The sequence below is a fragment of the Luteimonas notoginsengisoli genome (genome assembly GCF_042648885.1).
GTDB lineage: Bacteria > Pseudomonadota > Gammaproteobacteria > Xanthomonadales > Xanthomonadaceae > Luteimonas > Luteimonas notoginsengisoli.
Genome location: NZ_JBHRYF010000009.1, coordinates 221,469 through 239,605 on the forward strand (window position 1 = coordinate 221,469; position 18,137 = coordinate 239,605).

At 69.0% G+C, this 18,137-nt stretch carries 16 protein-coding genes and 4 tRNA genes; 7 read left to right on the plus strand and 13 right to left on the minus strand.

The features are described 5' to 3' along the window. Positions 1-47 precede the first annotated feature (47 nt). Positions 48-1,043: a restriction endonuclease gene (locus ACFOM9_RS13110; protein WP_386711596.1), complete on the plus strand. Its 996-nt coding sequence runs from the start codon at positions 48-50 to the stop codon at positions 1,041-1,043. Between the two features lie 43 nt (positions 1,044-1,086). Here ACFOM9_RS13110 and ACFOM9_RS13115 read toward each other — a convergent pair whose 3' ends face one another. Continuing rightward, positions 1,087-3,093: an SDR family oxidoreductase gene (locus ACFOM9_RS13115; RefSeq protein WP_386711599.1), complete on the minus strand. Its 2,007-nt coding sequence runs from the start codon at positions 3,091-3,093 to the stop codon at positions 1,087-1,089. Positions 3,094-3,420: 327 nt separating this feature from the next. On the opposite strand from ACFOM9_RS13115, the gene ACFOM9_RS13120 reads away from it, so the two are divergent. Both ACFOM9_RS13120 and ACFOM9_RS13125 read left to right on the plus strand, forming a co-directional pair. Beyond that, entirely contained in the window at positions 3,421-3,678 is a 258-nt protein-coding gene (locus ACFOM9_RS13120; protein WP_386711602.1) for an acyl-CoA-binding protein, read from the plus strand. A gap of 91 nt (positions 3,679-3,769) precedes the next feature. Continuing rightward, entirely contained in the window at positions 3,770-4,420 is a 651-nt protein-coding gene (locus tag ACFOM9_RS13125) for a TetR/AcrR family transcriptional regulator (protein ID WP_386711604.1), read from the plus strand. A gap of 55 nt (positions 4,421-4,475) precedes the next feature. Here the strand turns inward: ACFOM9_RS13125 and ACFOM9_RS13130 are convergent, their stop codons facing one another. Continuing rightward, positions 4,476-4,781, minus strand: coding sequence for a hypothetical protein (locus ACFOM9_RS13130; protein WP_386711607.1), 306 nt, complete (start codon positions 4,779-4,781; stop codon positions 4,476-4,478). Between the two features lie 217 nt (positions 4,782-4,998). Between ACFOM9_RS13130 and ACFOM9_RS13135 the strand changes: the two genes are divergently transcribed. Further along, positions 4,999-5,850 carry a hypothetical protein gene (locus ACFOM9_RS13135; RefSeq protein WP_386711609.1) on the plus strand — a complete coding sequence of 284 codons (852 nt, stop codon included), beginning with the start codon at positions 4,999-5,001 and terminating at the stop codon, positions 5,848-5,850. Between the two features lie 206 nt (positions 5,851-6,056). Here ACFOM9_RS13135 and ACFOM9_RS13140 read toward each other — a convergent pair whose 3' ends face one another. Further along, the gene (locus ACFOM9_RS13140; protein WP_386711612.1) at positions 6,057-6,695 is read right to left on the minus strand and encodes a response regulator; all 639 of its coding nucleotides are present in this window, start codon (positions 6,693-6,695) and stop codon (positions 6,057-6,059) included. 71 nt (positions 6,696-6,766) lie between these two features. Between ACFOM9_RS13140 and ACFOM9_RS13145 the strand changes: the two genes are divergently transcribed. The 3 genes from ACFOM9_RS13145 to ACFOM9_RS13155 all read left to right on the plus strand — a co-directional run bounded on the left by ACFOM9_RS13145 (position 6,767) and on the right by ACFOM9_RS13155 (position 8,926). After that, complete coding sequence (locus ACFOM9_RS13145) at positions 6,767-8,305, plus strand: histidine kinase (protein ID WP_386711615.1); 1,539 nt, start codon at positions 6,767-6,769, stop codon at positions 8,303-8,305. Positions 8,306-8,429: 124 nt separating this feature from the next. Next, a tRNA-Val gene (locus ACFOM9_RS13150) sits at positions 8,430-8,504 on the plus strand. 206 nt (positions 8,505-8,710) lie between these two features. After that, positions 8,711-8,926, plus strand: a complete 216-nt coding sequence (locus ACFOM9_RS13155; protein WP_386711618.1) for a hypothetical protein — start codon at positions 8,711-8,713, stop codon at positions 8,924-8,926. Positions 8,927-9,165: 239 nt separating this feature from the next. On the opposite strand, the gene ACFOM9_RS13160 is transcribed toward ACFOM9_RS13155, so the two are convergent. The 10 genes from ACFOM9_RS13160 to lpxK form a co-directional block, all read right to left on the minus strand. Continuing rightward, complete coding sequence (locus tag ACFOM9_RS13160) at positions 9,166-10,788, minus strand: FMN-binding glutamate synthase family protein (protein WP_386711621.1); 1,623 nt, start codon at positions 10,786-10,788, stop codon at positions 9,166-9,168. A gap of 131 nt (positions 10,789-10,919) precedes the next feature. Further along, positions 10,920-11,006, minus strand: a tRNA-Leu gene (locus ACFOM9_RS13165). 152 nt (positions 11,007-11,158) lie between these two features. Further along, positions 11,159-11,232, minus strand: a tRNA-Cys gene (locus tag ACFOM9_RS13170). 107 nt (positions 11,233-11,339) lie between these two features. Further along, positions 11,340-11,415 (minus strand) — tRNA-Gly (locus tag ACFOM9_RS13175). Beyond that, a complete protein-coding gene (gene pgsA / locus ACFOM9_RS13180) occupies positions 11,406-12,050 on the minus strand; it encodes a CDP-diacylglycerol--glycerol-3-phosphate 3-phosphatidyltransferase (protein ID WP_386711623.1) in 645 nt (214 codons plus the stop codon). Before pgsA ends, ACFOM9_RS13175 begins: the two co-directional genes overlap by 10 nt. Positions 12,051-12,059: 9 nt before the next feature. Then, positions 12,060-13,925: an excinuclease ABC subunit UvrC gene (gene uvrC, locus ACFOM9_RS13185; RefSeq protein WP_386711626.1), complete on the minus strand. Its 1,866-nt coding sequence runs from the start codon at positions 13,923-13,925 to the stop codon at positions 12,060-12,062. Between the two features lie 237 nt (positions 13,926-14,162). Continuing rightward, positions 14,163-15,593 carry a thioredoxin-like domain-containing protein gene (locus ACFOM9_RS13190; protein ID WP_386711628.1) on the minus strand — a complete coding sequence of 477 codons (1,431 nt, stop codon included), beginning with the start codon at positions 15,591-15,593 and terminating at the stop codon, positions 14,163-14,165. Between the two features lies 1 nt (position 15,594). After that, positions 15,595-16,098, minus strand: coding sequence for a low molecular weight protein-tyrosine-phosphatase (locus ACFOM9_RS13195; RefSeq protein ID WP_386711635.1), 504 nt, complete (start codon positions 16,096-16,098; stop codon positions 15,595-15,597). After that, the gene (kdsB, locus tag ACFOM9_RS13200; RefSeq protein WP_386711638.1) at positions 16,091-16,867 is read right to left on the minus strand and encodes a 3-deoxy-manno-octulosonate cytidylyltransferase; all 777 of its coding nucleotides are present in this window, start codon (positions 16,865-16,867) and stop codon (positions 16,091-16,093) included. Before kdsB ends, ACFOM9_RS13195 begins: the two co-directional genes overlap by 8 nt. A 222-nt stretch (positions 16,868-17,089) precedes the next feature. Next, positions 17,090-18,091 carry a tetraacyldisaccharide 4'-kinase gene (gene lpxK / locus ACFOM9_RS13205; protein ID WP_386711641.1) on the minus strand — a complete coding sequence of 334 codons (1,002 nt, stop codon included), beginning with the start codon at positions 18,089-18,091 and terminating at the stop codon, positions 17,090-17,092. Between the last annotated feature and the right edge of the window lie 46 nt (positions 18,092-18,137).

Below are 18,137 nucleotides of genomic sequence, written 5' to 3' on the forward strand. Positions count from 1 at the left end.
TCGCGCGCAGCGATTATCCTTTCGTCCCCGCCGCAGGAACGAATGCAGTGATCGAAAGCGCCCACTGGGTCATCGCCCTGGCCGTCGCCATATCGATCGGCGTGGCCGGCACCCTGTATTTCCGCATCGTGGTGATGCGTCGCGATGAAACCGCGGCCGGGCTGGCCGCGCTGGCGGCGATGTCCTGGCGTGAATTCATCCACCTCGTGCTCGAAGCGCTGGCCCGTCGCGGCCATGCGCGCGTGTTCAACCGCGAGGATCCGTCGGGCGACAACGACTACACGCTCGAACGCGACGGCAAGCATTACCTGCTCTCGTGCAAGCACGGCAGCGCCTTCGTGCTCGGCGGCGCGCACGTGACCGAACTGGCCAACGAGATCCGCCTGGCCAATGCCGCCGGCGGCATCCTCGCCACCCAGGGCCGGATCAGCGCCAGCGCGCGGCCGGCTGCCAAGGTCCAGAAGATCGAGTTGCTCGACGGCCCGACCTTGTGGCCGGAACTGCGCGATTCGATCGATCCGGAGCTGCGCGCGGTGATCGTGGCCGACGCGGCGACGAAAGCCCGGCAGCGCACCCTGCTCTCGTGGCTGCTGGCGCTGGTCGCGGGCATCGCGGTGTTCCTGCTGCTGCCTGCCGCGCCCGAACCCCCGGCTGCGAGTGCGCCGATTGCCGATCGTGCGGTCCAACCCGCCGGCGCAGCCGACGGCGGCGCGCCGGTCGCAGCAGAACCCGCATTCGATACCGGTGCGCCGGTCGCAGCCGAGCCCACGTTTGACCCCGCCGCCCCGCCCGACCCCCCATCGCTCGAACTGCAGCGTCAGGCCGTGGCGGACGCCGTGTCCACGCTGCCGATGGTCGACCGCGCGATATGGTCCACGCAGTCCACGCTGCAGGTCTACCTGCTCGACACGCGGAGTGACGCGTTCACCGAGATCTGTCCGCTGCTGCTGCGCCACGACGCGCTCGCCTCGTCGCGCGTGCAGCTCACGCCGCCGCCGGGCAGCAGCGCGCAAACACGGTTCCGCCAGTGCCGGAGCTACTGAGGCCGGGCTGCAACGGCGATGGACCTGCAACCGAATGCTTGCCTTACCAGTGCACCCCGCGCATCAGCGAGGCGAAAGCGATCTGCTCGCCGCTGGGCTCGGCCTCGCCCCTGAGCGCCTTCTTGTCGCCCCTGGCGGCGGGCGAGTCGGGGAATAGTTCGAAGGCCGTATTCATCACCACCTCGTAGGCCTTCGGCGCCACGGCGTTGAGCAGTGCAGCGAAGATGCCCAGGCGCGTGGCGATCCGGCTGGGCCGCTCGATGATCGCCTTGACCAGCAGGTCGGCAGCCTCTTCCGGGGTCAGGGTCGGCACGCTGTCGTACATGCGCGTCGGCGCGATCATCGGCGTCTTCACCAGTGGCATGTTGATGGTGGTGAAGGCGATCCCCTTTCCCGACAGCTCGCCCTGCGCGCAGCGGCTGAAGGCGTCCAGCGCCGCCTTGGAGGCCACGTAGGCTGAAAACCGCGGGGAATTGGCCAGCACGCCGATCGAACTGATGTTGATGACGTGGCCCTTGCGGCGATGCGTCATCGTCGGCATGAAGCCCATGATCAGGCGGATGCTGCCGAAGTAGTTGAGCTGCATCGTGCGTTCGAAGTCGTGGAACCGGTCGTAGCTGGCCTCGATCGAGCGCCGGATCGAGCGTCCGGCGTTGTTGACCAGCACGTCGACGTGGCCATGCTCCTTGAGTACCGTCGCCACCAGCCGGTCGCAGTCGGCCATGTCGGCGAGGTCGGCGGTGTAGGCGAACACCTTGCCGCCCTTGGCTTTCATTTCGTCGCGCGCCTTGAACAGATCTTCCTTGCCGCGCGCCACGATCACCGTGATTGCGCCGGCCTCGGCCACGCGCTGCGCGGTCGACAGGCCGATGCCGGACGAACCGCCGGTGATGACCACGACCTTGCCGCGCACCTTGCCCTTGAGCGTGCGATCGATGAACAGGTCCGGATCGAGGTGTCGCTCCCAGTAGTCCCACAGCCTCCAGGCGTAGTCCTCGAGCCGCGGCACGGCGATGCCGCTGCCCTTGAGCGCCCGCTCGGTCTCGCGGCTGTCGAAGCGCGTGGGATAGGTGATGAACTTGAGGACACTCTTCGGGATCCGGAAGTCGCGCAGCAGCATGCCGATGAAGCGGCGCACCGGCGGCAGGTTGCCCACCGCGCCGCGGATGCTCGGTGGCACGAAGGCGAACATGCGCGCGTCCAGCCGCATGGTCATCTCCGGGGCATGCCCGGCGCGGCAGAAGGTATTGAGCACCTCGCCCACGCGCAGCGGCTCGGGATCGGTCAGGTGGAAGGTGTGGCCATCGAGTTTTGGCTTGTGCGCGATGTGGTCCATCGCGTCGGCAACGAAATCCACCGGCACGAGGTTGATGCGCCCGCCCTCGATGCCCAGCGTCGGCATCCACGGCGGCAGCATCTCGCGCAGTTTCTTGATCAGGGTGAAGAAGTAGTAAGGCCCGTCGATCTTGTCCATCTCGCCGGTCTTCGAATGGCCGACCACCATGCCGGGGCGATAGATGCGCCACTTGATCCTCTTCTCGTCACGGACCAGCCCTTCGGAGTCGTGCTTGGTCCGCAGATAGGGATCGTCGAGCCCCTCGGCTTCCTCGAACATGTCCTCGCGGAAGATGCCCGGATACAGTCCCGCGGCGGCGATCGAACTGGCGTGATGGAACACGATGGACGAAGGCGTGCCAGCGTCGATCGCCGCCGCCAGATCCAGCGCATTCTGCGTGCCGTCGACATTGGCCACCCGCTGCGCTTCCGCGCCGGCGTCAAGGTCGTAGATTGCCGCCAGGTGGAAGAAATGCTTCACCTTGCCCTTGAGCGCGCGAACCTGCGCGGGCGCCAGGCCGCACCTGGGCGCGGCCATGTCGCCATGCAGCACGCTGATGCGCTTCAGGTCCCACCCCATCGTCCTGGCGATGGCGTCGAACTTCTTCTGCGAGTCCTTGCGCACCAGCACATGGATCGTGCCCTTGCGCTTGAGCAGGTTGGCGACCAGGAAACGTCCGATGAACCCGGTGGCGCCGGTGACGAAGTAGCTCATGTCCTTGCCCTCGTTGGAATCGCGCCGCGTCGGCGGCCGTGCCGGCTAACTTGCCAGAGCCGCGCGGCCCCGACAATTGCCGGATCGCAACCCGCCCGCTCCCGCCGGGGCGATGTGGAACCGGACTTCGGTGCTCCACCTGCCCCGCGCAGCGATGGGCAACGATGGAAGGCGACCGCGCGGCGGGCTATCCGCACGACGTCGATCCCTTGCCGGCCGTCGCATGCGCGAGGAAAGTTCCGCTGTTCGAGGTTGCCCATACCGGCCCATTGGCGGTTGACCCTCCCGCCCCTGCGTGCTGTCATGCGGCCTCCCACGGAGGCCACCATGTCCGATCTGCAGACCCGCTTCGAACAGGCAAAGCAGGACGTCCAGGCATTGCCCGAGCGCCCCGACAACGACACCCTGTTGCGCCTCTACGCGCTCTACAAGCAGGGTTCGGAAGGTGACGTCAGCGGCCCCAAGCCCGGGTTCTTCGACTTCGTCGCCACCGCCAAGTACGAAGCCTGGGCCAAGCTCAAGGGCACCGCACAGGACGACGCCAGGCAGCAGTACATCGACCTGGTGAAGAAGCTCGGCAGTTGAGCGCCATGGGAGCCCGGCCCTTCAGTGGCGGGATGCGGGGGGGAATGGTGCCCCCTCGCCCGGACCGACAAGGGACGGGCAGGATTTTCCCTTGAAGGCGAAGAAGCCCCCGGCGGTTCCGCGGCAGACCCGCCAGCGGATCCTCGACTGCTCGCTTGCGATGTTCAATGCGCAGGGCGAGCCGACGGTCACCACCAACCACATCGCCGACGAGCTGGAGATCAGCCCGGGCAACCTGTACTACCACTTCCGCAACAAGGACGACATCATCGAGCAGCTGTTCGCGCGGTTCGATGCGCGGATGGACGAAGCGCTGGCCGCTCCGGATGGCAGGCTGCCCGGCCTGGAAGACATCTGGCTGCAGTTGCACCTGGTATTCGAATGCATCTGGGACTACCGGTTTCTGTATCGCGACCTGGTCGAGATACTCAGCCGCAACCGCCGCCTGCGCGTGCGCTTCGCCAGGATCCTCCGGCGCGCGGACGACAGCGCCCATCTGGTGATGCGAGGCCTCTCGCGAGCCGGGGTGATGCGCGCGTCGGCGGCAGAGCTCGACGCGGCGGCCACCAATATCCTCGTGCTGGCGACGTTCTGGCTCAACTATGCAGCCGTGCGCGGCGACAAGGACGAGAACGCCGCGATCCGGGACGGGATCGTCCAGGTGATGATGCTGCTGGCACCCTTCCTGCGCGATGCGGAGCGGGTGCACCTCAACAAGCTGACGCAGGCGTACATCGACTAGCGCCCGAAAGCGCGGATTCCGGTGACTCCGCAGCAGCGAGCGCCGCAGGCAGCCGCTAGCGTCCCTTGCTCGCCACGCGACGTTCGGCGCGCGTGCGGGCCGAGCCGGGGCGCGGGGTCGGCTTCTTCTGTGCGGCCGCCTTTCGCGTCGCGCCGCGCACCGGCGACTTGCGCGGTGCCGGCTTCGCCGTCCTGGCGATGCGTCCCTTGAATCGCTTGCCCACGGCTTCCACGCCGTCGCGGATGGACGCCACTGCTCCGCGCACTTCACGACGCGCCACGGCCGCGGTGCCCAATGACGCCAGCCACAGGTGGCGCAGGCGCGTCTGCCTGGTGCCGGGCGAAGAGTTGCGGACTGCCATTTCATGACTCCTGCGAGCGACTCGCGGCCGCGTTCGGTCGCCAGCCTGCTCGGTCGTTGTCGAGCAAACACACTATCGAAGCGGGCGATTCGCCCCGACCCGCGCAATGCTTCCGCAGGCCGCGGCGATGAGTCGTGTCCCGCCGCTGTCCCGCCAACGCTTGCCAGCCGGCCCGCGCCGGGCAATGCTCGCCCTACCGATCAGACAGGACGCGATCATGGCTTCGAAAGCCGCATGGGCCGCCTTTCCCCACGACGCCAAGGCCTATACGTATCCAGGCGATGCGTTGAAGAAAGCCTGGCCGAAACTGCATGCCGGCGACTGCGAACCCTTCCCCGACGACAAGCGCGCCGCCGCGCTGCTCAAGGCCGCTGGCAAGGCCGCGCCCGGACTCGACGCGCCCGCACTTGCCATTGCATTGCAGCAGGCCTGGCGCGACTTCCATCGTGGCGACTTCAAATCCGCGTTCGACGGCGGCAGCGCCCTGGGCGCGGTGGGCGCTTCGGTCGCGGCCAAGGCGATCGGCATCCACGCCACCTATCTCGTCAACGACGAAGCCGAGAAGCTCAAGCGCTACGAGCAGGCCGCCCGGCTAGCAGAAATCGCGATCGGGGCGCTGCCCGGGGAGGCCAACAGCCACTATCGCCACGCATTCGCGCTGGGGCGCTACAGCCAGGGCCTGTCGATCGCAAAGGCGCTCAAACAGGGCATCGCCGGCAAGGTGCGCGAATCGCTCGATCGCGCTTTGGCACTGGAACCCAGGCACGCCGAAGCACACACCGCGCTGGCCCTGTACCACGCCGAGATCATCGGCAAGATCGGCGCAATGATCGGCGGCCTCACCTACGGGGCCAAGGCCGCCGAGGCCGAATCGCACATCAAGACCGCACTCAAGCTCACGCCCGACTCGCCCATCGCCCACATCGAACGCGGCAACGTGCTGATGCTCCTGCACGGCGACAAACAGGAGGACGCCGCGGCCGAGGCTTACGAAAAGGCGGCGACCCTCAAGCCGCGCGACGCGATGGAAGCGCTGGACGCGGCATACGCGAAGTCGCAACTGGAATGACGGGCGCTGGCGGCTTCTTCGCCTCGCCCCTGAGAATCATACCGCCCGATGAAATTACCGCCAAGAAGGGCTACAGCCGCGAGTTCCTCTTGAACCATGAGTGCGGACAAGCTTCCGACAGCGTTTCAAAACTTCCCGGCAAACAACTCGGCCACGTACTTCCCGCTGCGTCGACCGACCACCGGTCCCCGCAGCGGCGATGACAATCAGGCCCGCCCGATCAGCCCCCGCCGCATGGCCAGCAGCCGCAACTCGTGGTCCGAGCCGAGCCGCAGCTTGGCGTAGATGTTGGTGCGGTGCGCATACGCGGTCTTGGCATTGATGCCGATGGTGGCCGCGACCCGCGCCACCGAGTGGCCACGCGCCAGCAGCAGGAACACCTGGGCTTCGCGCGAGGTGAGCTCCGGCAACGCCCCTTCGCTGTCCGCCGCCACGGCGCCGTCATAGTCGCGCACGTCCGTGCCCAGGTAGGTCTCGCCGCGACCCACGGCGCGGATCGCATCGACCAGTTCGTCCGGCGCCGAACTCTTGGTGACATAGCCGCGCGCGCCGGCGGTGATCGCGTCTTGCACGTACAGTGCGCCGTCGTGCATCGTCAGCACCACGATCGCCAGGTCCGGCCGCTGGGCCAGCAGGTGCCGTAGCATGACCAGCCCGTCGCCATCGGGCAGCGACAGGTCGAGCACCAGCACGTCACAGGTGGATTGCAGCATCCAGGCCGCCAGTTCCTGCGCGCTGCCGACTTCGGCAATCACCGTCCAGCCCGGCTCGAGTTCGAGCAGCTGGCGGAAACCCGACCGCACGATCGGATGGTCATCGACCAGGACAATACGCAGTGTCGACATCGAAATTGCCCCGGGACGCCTCTGGAAGCCCGGCCATTGAAACGCAATCGTCGCCGTGGCGTCGACCCACGGTGATCTGGCTGGCGCTGTATCCGTTCGCGTGGCTCGGGCTGTTCGCTCTCTCGGGCATCTTCTGGTTCCTGCCCGCGGGCCTGCGCCTGGGCACGCTGTGGCTGCTGCCGCGGCGACTGTGGCCGGCGATGGCCGTGCTCGAAATCGGCGCGCTGCTGACGATGGGCATCGTCCAGGAGCTGTACGCGTCGAAGTTCGCGCTGCTCGCCGGCGCCATCATGCCTTGGTGCATCTACGCCACGGTGCTGCGCGGCATCGGCCGCCACGGCCGCGGCACGGCGGCGCGCCGGGCGTTGCCGCGTCTGCTCGCGGTGGGATTCGTCGCCGCGGTGTTCAACAGCATCCTGCTCACCGGGATCGACCTCAACGACGACGGGAGCCTCGGTGCTGGGCTGCCGGCGATGCTGGTGTCGTTCGCGCTCGGCGACTTCGCCGGCGTGGTGCTGGTGGTGCCGATCATGCTGGTGCTGGCCGACCAGCGTGGAACCGCGCGCCGCCCCTGGCCCGAACTGATCGCCTACGGCGTAGCGCTGGCGCCCTCATCGGTGGTGCTGGGGCTATCGCTGCTACCGATCATCGAAGCGCCGATCTATCCCCTGGCCTTGGCGCTGCTGCCGCTGTTCCTGATCGCGTACCGCTATGGCTGGCGGCCGGCCTGCATCGCCTACGGACTGCTCTGCCTGGCCCTGGTCTCCGCGAAGCTGCCGGAAGCGGCGTCGCTGGAGCCCGGCCAGCTGCCGCTGCTGATGGCCATGGTCGGCTGCGCCGTGCTGTTGCTGGGCGCCGCCACGGAAACCCTGCGGTCCACGCGCAGCGAAATGGGCGAAATCGTGCTGACCCTGCGCGGGCGCAGCGCCGAACTCAGCCGCGCCGCCAACCGCATGGCCGCACTGCAGGAACAGGAGCGCCGCCGGATCGGCGTCGAACTGCACGACCAGATCGGCCAGGACATGACCGCGATCGCCACCCGCCTGCGGATCGTCGAGCTCACAGCCAGCAATCCGGCGGTGCTCGAAGGCCTGGCTTCCATCAGCAGCCTGGTGACGAGCGCCCATGGCCACCTGCGCGAAGTGATCAACGAACTGCATCCGGCCGTGCTCGACCGCTTCGGCCTGGCCCGCGCGATCGCCGAGGGTCCGTTCGCGGAACTGCTGCGCGATCGCGGCGTGCTCTACACCAGCCGCATCCAGGGCCGCGTCGAACAATTGCCCGACAACATCGCCTCGGCGCTGTACCGCATCTGCCAGGAAGCGGCGACCAACGGCGCGCGCCACGGCTGCGGCGGACGCATGCACATCCGTCTGACGCTCCTGCCCTCCGCGGTCGCCTCCGAACTGACCCTGGAAATCGAGGACCAGTTCGGCCCGATCGCGGTCGATCCGGATCGCCCGGGGCGCGGGCTGCTGAACATCCGCGACCGCGCCAACGCGATCGGCGCCGATTACCGCTTCGACGCCGAGTCGGGCATGCCGCGGCACCGCGTGCATCTCTGGCTGCCCATTGCCGACGACAGCGTTCCTGCGCCCCCGCTCCCCTGATTTGGAAGTCCGGCGGCGCTGCCCCCGGCTTCGCTGCCCTGCTCCGCCCCGACGGCCGGGCACGCCGTGACCCGCCCGGGTTGGCAATCCCCGCCTCGTCCAAGTAAACTTCGCGCCCCGATCGGGGCGGTTAGCTCAGCGGTAGAGCATTGCCTTCACACGGCAAGGGTCGCAGGTTCGAACCCTGCACCGCCCACCACCGGACGCATTGGCCACCTCAGGGTGGCCTTTTGCTTTTCTGCGACCCGCCGCCCGCCCCGGCGCGACGATGGCCGACGCATTCCGGCACCGCATGTGTCGCTGGGTGTCATGAACCTCGGCGATCCTGCGCCAGGCGCGGATCCAAGCACGGCACGCGATTTGCGTGCGGTTCATCCACGACAGGCATTCCGGGGAGAGGCGCACGTGGAACGCGAACTGTTTTCGATCGAGCAATCGGCCCGCGGCTGGGTCGTCTATACCGCCACCGGCGGCAACGAGCCGCCGGACCCGACGCCGCTGCTGGCGCTCGAACACGCCGACCAGCTGGCCTGCGCCCGGCATCGCCGCACGGGTCGCCCAACCGGGGTCAAGGTGAAGCTGCGCTGTGGGGATACGGTTCTGGTGGCCTGCCACGGCTGAGGTGGCAGCGCCACGATCGGTCGCTGCCTGCGTGACCAGCATGTTGTGTTGAAAGCCGGGATAACGGCATCCGAACGGCGCGCGATCGTCGCGTAGCAGCGATCTCGGCCGAGAGATTTGCCTGCGGCCACCACGCCCGGCCTGCGTAGCGAGCCCGGGACACGCGTAGCTGGCCACGGTTTGCGATTCCGCCGAAAAGCGCGGTCCTTCCGCGCCGCCCGACGCCCCCTCAATTCCGCCTAGCGGCTCTTGGCTTCGCGCATCGCCAGCACGCGGTCCGGGGCCACGAACGAGTCGCTGCGCGCGGCCGACCAGAAGCTGCGGAACACCGCGTGTTCCGGCATGCGTTCCAGCAGTTCGCCCGGATCCAGAAAGCGATACAGCGCCGCCAGCGAGCGCACCTCGGTCTGCGAGACCCGGCGCAGGATGTGCTCCGGCCCCAGCTGGCGCGGATGCTCCAGCCCCGCCGCGCACAGCAGGTCGCGCAGCGCCTTGACGGTGTTGTCGTGGAACTGGAACACGCGCGTCGCCTTGTCCGCGGTATCGAGCTTGCGCCAGCGCTTCGGATCCTGGGTCGCGATGCCGGTGGGGCAGCGATCGGTGTGGCAACTCAGCGACTGGATGCAGCCGAGCGCGAACATGAAACCGCGTCCCGCGTTGCACCAGTCCGCCCCCATCGCCATCGTGCGGGCGATGTCGAAGGCGCTGGTGATCTTGCCGGCCGCGCCGAGCCGGATCCGGTCGCGCAGCCCGATGCCCACCAGCGTGTTGTGCACCAGCATCAACGCCTCGTGCATCGGCACGCCGACATGGTCGATGAACTCCGCCGGCGAGGCGCCTGTGCCGCCTTCGGCGCCGTCGACGACGATGAAATCGGGCAGGATCCCGGTTTCCTGCATCGCCTTGGCCACCGCGAACCATTCCCAGGGATGGCCGATCGCGAGCTTGAAGCCGGTCGGCTTGCCGCCCGACAGGCCGCGCAGGCGGGCGACGAACTCCAGCAGCCCCACCGGCGTGGAAAACGCCGAGTGCCGCGATGGCGAGATACAGTCCAGGCCTTCCGGCACGCCGCGGGTGGCCGCGATCTCGGCGCTCACCTTGGGCCCGGGGAGCACGCCGCCGTGACCCGGCTTGGCCCCCTGCGACAGCTTGACCTCGATCATCCTGACCTGTGGATCGCGCGCGTTGGCGACGAAGCGTTCCTCGCTGAAGCGACCGTCCTGTTCGCGACACCCGAAGTAGCCCGAGCCGATTTCCCAGACCAGGTCGCCACCGTTTTCGCGGTGGTAAGGCGAGATCGAGCCCTCGCCGGTGTCGTGGTAGAAGTTGCCGCGTTTGGCGCCCGCGTTGAGAGCGCGGATCGCGCTGGCGGACAGCGAACCGAAGCTCATCGCAGAGATGTTGAAGATGCTGGCGTCATACGGCTGCGTGGTGCCGGGCCCGATCCGCAGGCGGAAGTCGTGCGAGGGAATGGAGGTCGGCAGCAGCGAATGGTTGATCCACTCGTAGTGCGGGCCGTAGACGTCGCGCTCGGTGCCGAACGGCACCACGTCGACCACGTTCTTGGCGCGCTGGTACACCAGCGCGCGCTGCTGGCGGGAGAACGGCACCTCGTCGGTGTCGGCCTGGATGAAGTACTGGCGGATCTCCGGGCCGATCGACTCCAGGAAATAGCGAAGGTGGGCGATGATCGGGTAGTTGCGGCGCAGCGTGGTGCGCCGCTGCAGCAGGTCCCAGGTGCCCAGCAGCGCGAGCGCGCCGAAGATGCCCAGCGGCCAGCACCACTGTGGGTGCCGCAGCGACATCCAGGCCGAGAGCAACGTCAATGCGACGCTGGCGACGTAGGGCAGGTAACGCGACATCCGGCGGTCCTCCGCTTGCGGGCGCCTGCATTGTTGCAGACCGGCTGTCGCGGCACTGCCCGGGCTGCCGGCTCCATGGTGCCGCGGCCGAGCCGGCCGCGTGACGTTGGCGAAGGTGGGTGCGCGATGCGTGGTGCCCGGGGTCGGGATCGAACCGACATATCCTTTCGGATGAGGGATTTTAAGTCCCTTGCGTCTACCAGTTTCGCCACCCGGGCGGTGTCGCGACGATGCGCGTGCGGGCGATCGATGATCGCAATCCGTGGCAACGACGGGAGCCGTCGGGTCCGGCCGTCACCGACGCATGCGGATGCGGGCATGCACGTAATGGGGGAACGGACTGCGGTTCGCGACGGAGCCGAACGTTGGATGGAGGCCTGGGTCGGAATTGAACCGGCGTACGCGGCTTTGCAGGCCGCTGCATAACCACTCTGCCACCAGGCCGGTGACTTGTTGCCCGGGAGACGATACCCGGATCAGGCACGGAATTGCGCTGTTGCAACTTCCGTCCTAAAAAACGAAACCCCGGCAGTGCCGGGGTCCGCTGGATCTGGAGCGGGAAACGAGACTCGAACTCGCGACCTCAACCTTGGCAAGGTTGCGCTCTACCAACTGAGCTATTCCCGCGGAGGAAGCGGAATTTTACCGTCACGCTCGGAACTGTCAACAGGAATTCCCTCTCCCGCACGCAAAACCGGCCAGGCCGCGCGCAGGTAGGCCAGACCTGACCACAGCGTGAGCAGCGCCGCTACCGCCAGCAGCCAGTCGCCGACGTGGAAAACCAGGTCGCGCAGGAACAGCTCGTGGCGCTGCACCCGGTCCGGCGAGACCGAATACAGCAGGCACAGCAGCGCCAGCATCTGCGCCACGGTCTTGATCTTGCCGATCGCCGCGACCTTGACCCGCGCACGCTGGCCCAGTTCGGCCATCCATTCGCGCAGCGCCGACACCGCGATCTCGCGGCCCACGATCACCGCGGCCCACAGCGCCATCCAGGCCGTGGGGTGGCCCTGCACGATCAGGAACAGCGCCACGGCAACCATCAGCTTGTCCGCGACCGGGTCAAGGAAGGCGCCGAACGCCGAATACTGGTGGTAGCGACGGGCGATCCAGCCGTCGAGCCAGTCGGTGATCGCGGCCAGCGCGAACACCGCCGTGGCGGCGAAATTGGTCCATTTGTAGGGCAGGTAGAACACCAGCACCAGCACCGGGATCATCAGGATCCGCAGCAGGGTCAGCCATGTGGGGATGGTCAGCTTCATTCCTCGCCTTCAGTCCGGCAGGCGCTCGGCGCCAGGCCCTTGCAACCCATGCAGTGTGGCGTAAATCCGTTCGGCGAGCGCGGAGCTGACACCCTCCACGTGCGCGATCTCGTCCGCACTGGCGTTCTTCAGCCCCCCCAGGCCGCCGAAATGCTTGAGCAGGCTGGCGCGCCGCCGCGGCCCGATGCCGGCGATGTCCTCGAGCCGGCTGCTGTTGCGCGCCTTCTGCCGGCGGCCGCGATGGCCGGTGATCGCGAAGCGGTGCGCTTCATCGCGCACCTGCTGCACGAGCTGCAGTCCCGGCGAGGCGCCGCCCGGTCGCAGTTCGCGGCCTGGCTGGCCGTCGGCGCCGGGCAGCAGCAGGGTTTCGTCGCCCGGACGGCGCGCCTCGCCCTTGGCGACGCCCACCAGCACCGGGCCGGTGATGCCGAGCTCGGCCAGCACGGCCCTGGCCTGCGCCACCTGCCCCGCGCCGCCGTCGATCAGCAGCACGTCGGGCAGGACGCCGTCCTCCTCCACCGCGCGTCGGAACCGGCGTTCCAGCGCCTGGTGCATGGCTGCGTAGTCGTCTCCGGGCTCGATCCCGGCGATGTTGTAGCGCCGGTACTGGCTGCGCACAGGGCCCTCGGCGTCGAACACCACGCACGAGGCCACGGTGGCCTCGCCCATGGTGTGGCTGATGTCGAAGCATTCCAGGCGCTGCGGCAGGTCGGCGAGCCCCAGCATTTCGCGCAGCGATTCCACCCGCGCGCGCTGCGCGGCCTGGCTGCCCAGTTCGGTCGCCAGGGTCATCTGCGCGTTGCGCCGCGCCAGGTCGAGGTAGCCGGCGCGGTCGCCGCGCACGCTGGTCTTGAGCTGCACGCGGCGGCCGGCAGCGGTGCTGAAGGCTTCCTGCAACAGCTCGACGTCCTCGATCTCGCGGTCGAGGATGATCTCGCGCGGCGGCGGCAGCTCGGCGTAGTACTGGGAGACGAACGCGGCCAGCACCTCGGCCGGGTTGTCGCTGCCGTTGGTCCTGGGGAAGAAACTGCGGGTGCCGAGATTGCGGCCATCGCGGAAGGCCAGCAGCAGCACGCAGGCCTGGCTGCCCTGCATCGCGCACGCCAGCAGGTCCATGTCGGCCACCTGCCCTTCCACGTACTGCCGCGCCTGCAGCTTGCGGATCATCGTCACCTGGTCGCGCAGGCGCGCGGCTTCCTCGAAGTCGAGGCGCTCGCTGGCCGCTTCCATCGCCTTGTTCAGCTCGTCGCTGAGCTCGTCGCTGCGGCCCTCGAGGAACAGCGTGGCGCGGCGCACGTCCTGCGCATAGTCGCGAGCCTGCACAAGGCCTACGCAGGGCGCGGTACACCGCCCGATCTGGTACTGCAGGCACGGCCGCGAGCGGTTGCGGAACACGCTGTCCTCGCAGCTGCGCAGCTTGAACAGCTTGTGCATCAGGTTGAGCGTCTCGCGCACAGCCACCACGCTCGGGTACGGGCCGAAATAGCGGCCAGGCACATTGCGCGGCCCGCGGTGCAGGCTGATCCGCGGCCAGGGCTCCTGGGTCAGCAGCACGTAGGGATAACTCTTGTCGTCGCGCAGCAGCACGTTGTAGCGCGGCTTGAGCGACTTGATCAGCTGGTTTTCCAGCAGCAGCGCTTCGGCTTCGCTGCGGGTCACGGTGACGTCCATGCGCGCGACCTGCGCCAGCATCGCCAGCGTCCGCGACGCCTTGGGGGTGTTGCTGAAATAGCTGGCGACGCGCTTTTTCAGCGCACCGGCCTTGCCGACGTACAGCACGCTGTCGTCGGCGGCGAACATGCGGTACACGCCCGGCGCGGTGCTCAGGCCGCGCACGAAGGCCTTGCCGTCGAATGGGAGGGGTGGAGTGCTCATGCTGGCCCAGAGTTGAGGGCTGCGGCGTCCCGGCTCAAGACCGGCCGGTCAGCGCCGCTTGCTGCGACCTTCGATGACGGCGTGGCATCGCGTTCGTCATCCGGGCCGCCGCCACGGTCCCTGCCCTGGATCAACCGTGGACAATTCTTCGTCGGGCCCGGGATTGCATCGGTGCATCCGCCGATACCGGTCGCGCGTCGGCGCGCGCTCACGTGGCTGGCTCGCGGGTCGCCTGGGTCATTCGCCGATGGGAACGTGGCGCAGCGCCCCGCTCTGGATGTCCAGGCGCAGCACCGCGTGCGCGTCGGTATCGGCGATCCACGCCACGCGGTCGGCGATCGCCAGGCCCGACGGCGCGTGCAGCCGCTGCGGGAGCTGGAACGTGGCCAGCTCGCCGCCGCCCAGGCGCAGCATCCGCAGCGCGTCGTTGCCGCTGTCGGCGATCCACAGCACCGGCGCGTCCGGGTCCAGCGCAATCGCCTGCGGCTGCTGCAGCCGCGCTTCCACGCGCGCGCCGTCGGCCTCGCCGAAGTGCCAGGGGTCCTCGCCGAGCAGCGTGGTCACCTGGCCGCTGCGCGAGTTGATGCTGCGGATCGCGGAGCCCGCGGCATCGCACACGTAGATCATCTGCTGCACCGTCGCCAGCCCCGCGGGCTCGGCGAAACTGGCGTGCTTGCCGCTGCCGTCGGCGACGCCCAGCGCGCCGGAACCGGCCAGCAGGCGCAGTTCCCGCTTGCCCAGGTCGTAGGTCCAGACCCGGTTGTCGCCCGCGGTGGCGATGTGCATCGCTTCGGCACTGAGCGCCAGCGCACGTGGCTGGTCCAGCGCGATCGCGCGCGCATCGGTGACCAGCCCCTCGACCGGTTCGCCGGCACGGCCGGCGCCGACAATCGTGTCGATGTCGCCGGTGCGCAGCTGGATCCGGCGCACGGCGTGGTTGCCGCTGTCGGCGACGTACAGCATGTCGCGCTGCAGGCAGATGCCGTGTGGGCGGTTGAACGCCGACAGTTCCATCGGCCCGTCGATGAAGCCCGGGCCGCCGCTGCCGAACTGGCGCAGCACGCGGCCGCCGTGGTCGCACTCGAGCACCCGGTGGTGGCCGCTGTCGGCAACGTAGAGATAGTTGGCATTGACCGCGATGCCGACCGGGAACCGCAGCGGCAGCATCGGCTCGCGCAGTTGCCGCAGTTCGATCGGCGCGTCGTTGCGCGACTGCGGCACGATCGCATCGTTGAGCGCGGTGACCGCGGCATCCAGTTCGCGCACCTGGCCATCGCCGACCCAGCGTTCGTGGATCCGCCCTTCGCCGTCGAGCAGCACCACCGTGGGCCAGGCTTCGATGCCGTACTGCTGCCACAGCGTCCAGTCCGGGTCGTGGGCGATCGGGAAATCGAGCTTATGCCGGGACAGCCGCTTGGCCACGCGCCGCGCGTCGCGCTCGTGTTCGAACCGCGGCACGTGCACCGCCACGACGTTCAGCCGCCCGCCGTGGCGGGCGCGCAGGTGGGCAAGGTCGCCCAGCCGCTGCTGCGACCACGCCGAGCCGGCGTTGATGAACGCGACCGCGCACACCTTCCCGCGCAGCTGCGCCATGCGCAGCGGCTCGGACAGGTTCAACCATTCCAGCGATGGCGGAAATTCAGGCGCAATGCCGACGTCCGTGGTCATCTCACGTATCCCCTGTTGCCTGTCCGGGATTATGCGTCAACCGGCCCAGCAGCCGCGCCACCGCAGCCTGCGCCGCGGCGTCCACCTGCGCCCAGACCTGCTCGAAGTGTGATTCGTTGCCGGTATAGGGGTCAGGCACCGGACCCGCCAGCCCCGCCCATTCCATGAACAGCACGCTGCGTCCACGACTGGCGCGCGGCGCCAGCGACTGCACATCGCGCAGGTTGGCGTGGTCGGCGCACAGCAGCCAGTCGAACTCGTCGAAATCGCGCTTCGACAGCTGGCGCGCGCGCAGGCCGGCGATGTCGACGCCGTGCCGGCGCGCGGTGGCGATCGCGCGGCTGTCCGGCGGCAGGCCGACGTGCCAGTCGCCGGTGCCGGCCGAATCGACTTCGACCTGCCGCAATCCCGCCTGCTCCAGGCGTGCGCGCAGTGCGCCTTCGGCCATCGGCGAGCGACAGATGTTGCCGAGGCAGACCACCAGCAGCCGCTGCGGCTCAACCACCGCGTGTCTCCAGGAAATGACGCTCGGCGCGCGCCAGGTCTTCCGGGGTATCGACGCCGGGCGGGAACGGCGCCGGCGTCAGTGCGACCGCGATGCGATGACCGGTTTCAAGCGCTCGCAGCTGTTCCAGCGACTCCACCTGTTCCAGCCGGCCCGGCGGCATCGCCGCGAAGCGCCGCAGGAAGCCGGCGCGATAGCCGTAGATGCCGATGTGGCGCAGCCACTGGCCAGCTTCCGGCATGCGGCTGCGATCGCGCGCGAACGCATCGCGCGGCCACGGGATGGGCGCGCGCGAAAAGTAAAGCGCGTGCCCGTCATCGCCGCGCACCAGCTTCACCACGTTGGGGTCGAGCAGCTCGTCGACGTCGGTGACGACGGCCGCCAGCGTGCTCATCGGCGCGTCCGAAGCGGCCAGCGTCGCCGCCACCGCGTCGATTCCCGCCGCAGGCGCGAAAGGCTCGTCGCCCTGCAGGTTGACCACGATGCGGTCGTCGTCCCAGCCGGCGATGTCGGCGCACTCGGCAAGCCGGTCGGTACCCGACGCGTGCCCCTTGCCGGTGAGCGCCACCCGCACGCCGCTGCCCGCCAGCGCCCGCGCGATGCGCTCGTCGTCGGCCGCCACCCACACTTCGCTGGCGCCCGCGGCCAATGCGCGCCGCGCGACGTGCAGCACCAGCGGTTCGCCGGCAAGCAGGCGCAGCGGCTTGCCCGGCAAGCGCGAGGCATCGAAGCGGGCGGGAATGGCAACGACGAAATCGGGGGTGGTCATGCGCCGATTCTAGCGGGCAGCGCAGTGGCGGTGGCCGCGGTGGTCGTGACGGCGGCGTCAGCCGCGAACGCGACTCCGGCTCCACGACAGCCCCTGCGCGGAAGCGATTCGGGCGTGAACCTGCAAGAGCGGCTTCGGCCGCGAGCTTAGACCTCGCGACGCCCCGAGAGCTCGTGGCTCAAGCCGCTTCCGCAAGGACCCGCGATGCGCGAAGGCCCGAGGTCAGGCCTTCGGCTTCAATGCCGCGACGCGGTCCAGCAGCGCGACCCAGAACGCCTCGGGCAGCTCCGCGCGCACCGGGACGCTGAAATGTCGGCCCGAGGCGAACGCAAGGCATTTCACCGCGTCCTTCTCGGTCATCAGCACCGGCAGGTCGCTGCCGAAGCGCAGGTCCTCGGCGACGTAGCGATGGTGGTCGGCGAAGGCGTGGGGCACCACGGCGATGTCGTGGCTGCGCAGGGTGTCGAAGAACCGCTCCGGATTGCCGATCCCGGCGACCGCGTGCACGCGCTTGCCGGCGAATGCCGACAGCGCCATCGGGCGCACGCCGGCCAGCGGCTGCGCGCGGTCGGCGACCAGCCGCATCGGCCATTCGCCGAAGCCGGCTTCGATCTCGTCGTCGCCGACGTTGAGCACGCGGAAGTCGCACGAATCGCCGCGCGCGGCCGGCTCGCGCAGGGGGCCGGCCGGCAGCAGCCGGCCGTTGCCGTAGCGCCGGCGGCCATCGACCACTTCGATCTCGATGTCGCGTCGCAGCCGGTAGTGCTGCAGGCCGTCGTCGCAGACCACGATGTCGCAGCCGGCCGCGACCAGCGCGCGCGCGGCGGCGACGCGGTCGGCATCGGCGCGCACGCGCACGCCGGTGCGGCGCGCGATCAGCACCGGTTCGTCGCCCCCGAGGGCCGGATCGGTCGCTTCATCCACCCAGCGCGGCGTGCCCGCCTCGTCGCGCCCGTAGCCGCGCGTGGCGATGCCGGGATTCCAGCCGGCGGCGCGCAGGCGCTCGACCAGCACGATCGCCAACGGCGTCTTGCCGCTGCCGCCGGCGATCAGGTTGCCGACCACGATCACCGGCCGGTCGATACGGATCCGCCGCAACAGGCGCAGGCGGAACAGCCGCATCCGCAGCGCGATCGCACCGCCGTAGAGCTCCGACAGCAGCCGCGCATGCCAGGGCACCTGGCCTTCGTACCAGTAACGCGGTGGCCGGGCGGGCGCGCTCATCGGCCTGCATCCCGCGGCATGCGCCCGCAGGCGAGCACCTGCAGGC